The 339-nt window shown below is 66.7% G+C and carries 1 protein-coding gene; it reads left to right on the forward strand.

The genetic code is table 11. The features are described 5' to 3' along the window. Positions 1-339 (forward strand): hypothetical protein (locus tag KDH83_RS32090; RefSeq protein ID WP_212323253.1); only part of this gene is annotated, 339 nt, incomplete at both ends.

The raw sequence follows: 339 nt of genomic DNA on the forward strand, positions 1-339 counted from the left end.
GCGTCGTCCTGACGGCCGGTCACACTGACAATACTGGCGGTCTCGTCGCCGCTGATCAGCGCATCAGCATCCAGGGCAAGGGTAGCGTGCTGGACAACACGCGCGGCAGCTTGTCATCAGGCGGCGCGATTGTGGTCGACGTCGGGCAACTGCTCAATCACGCGGGTACGCTGCTTGCCGGCCGGGCCCTGGACATCGCGGCGGATGCCGTGAGCGGCAACGGCAGCCTGTTGTCCAAGGGCGATCTCACGCTCGCCTTGCGGCAGGGCCAGGCCAATGACCAGACCATCACGGCCAACGGCCGCGCGCGCATCAGCGTGGCGGGAACATGGACAAACC

The sequence above is a fragment of the Achromobacter sp. Marseille-Q0513 genome, from assembly GCF_018195695.1.
Taxonomy (GTDB): Bacteria; Pseudomonadota; Gammaproteobacteria; order Burkholderiales; family Burkholderiaceae_B; genus Achromobacter.